This window comes from Mesorhizobium sp. M7A.F.Ca.CA.003.01.2.1, from assembly GCF_003998945.1.
GTDB classification, from domain to species: domain Bacteria; phylum Pseudomonadota; class Alphaproteobacteria; order Rhizobiales; family Rhizobiaceae; genus Mesorhizobium; species Mesorhizobium ciceri.
The window spans coordinates 1-706 of the sequence record NZ_RZRA01001516.1 but is presented as its reverse complement, the minus strand read 5'-3'; the positions used below and the strand labels follow the sequence as shown (position 1 = coordinate 706).

Sequence of the window (706 nt, the reverse complement as noted above, 5' to 3'; positions counted from 1 at the left end):
ATCATACTGCACTGCACAATGAAATTATATGATCGGAAATGATTGACACTGCGCGTTTTGGGTGCCTAGATGCCCGGGCAGGGAGGAACCATGCACGAAAAAGAGCGCCACAGGATCATTCTGTCCGCCGTCCAGGAAAAGCCTGTGGTGACGGTGCAGGAGATGGTCGACCTGACGGAGTCCTCCGAGGCGACGATCCGGCGCGATATCGCGGCTCTCCACGTCCAGAAGCGCCTGCGCCGCGTGCGCGGCGGCGCCGAGGCAATCTCGCCGCCGCAGTTCATCGGGCTGGCCGGCCGGCCCTTTTCCGTCAACGAAACCATCAACGCCTCGCAGAAGCGGGCGATTGCGCGTGAAGCGGTCGAGCTGTGCAACGACGGCGAACCGATCATCATCAATGGCGGCACCACCACCTTCCAGATGGTGCATTTCCTGACCGGCCGCCGCATGCCGATCTTCACCAATTCGTTCCCCATCGCCGAGCATTTGCTCAAGCATTCCAAGAATACGGTGATGCTGTCGGGCGGCACCATTTATCGCGAGCAGAACATCATCCTGTCGCCCTTCGACAACGACGTGACGCGCAATTTCTATGCGCGCCGCATGTTCATGGGTGCGCAGGGTCTGGGGCCGCTCGGCCTGATGGAGGGCGATCCGCTCTTGATCCAGGCGGAGCAGAAACTGATCGACCAGGCCGACGAGTTGG

At 60.6% G+C, this 706-nt stretch carries 1 protein-coding gene; it reads left to right on the top strand.

Translation table 11 applies throughout. From position 1 onward, the window contains the following. Nucleotides 1–90 precede the first annotated feature (90 nt). Nucleotides 91–706, top strand: a 616-nt coding sequence (locus tag EN969_RS33890) for a DeoR/GlpR family DNA-binding transcription regulator (protein WP_164758789.1), incomplete at its 3' end; no start/stop codon positions are given.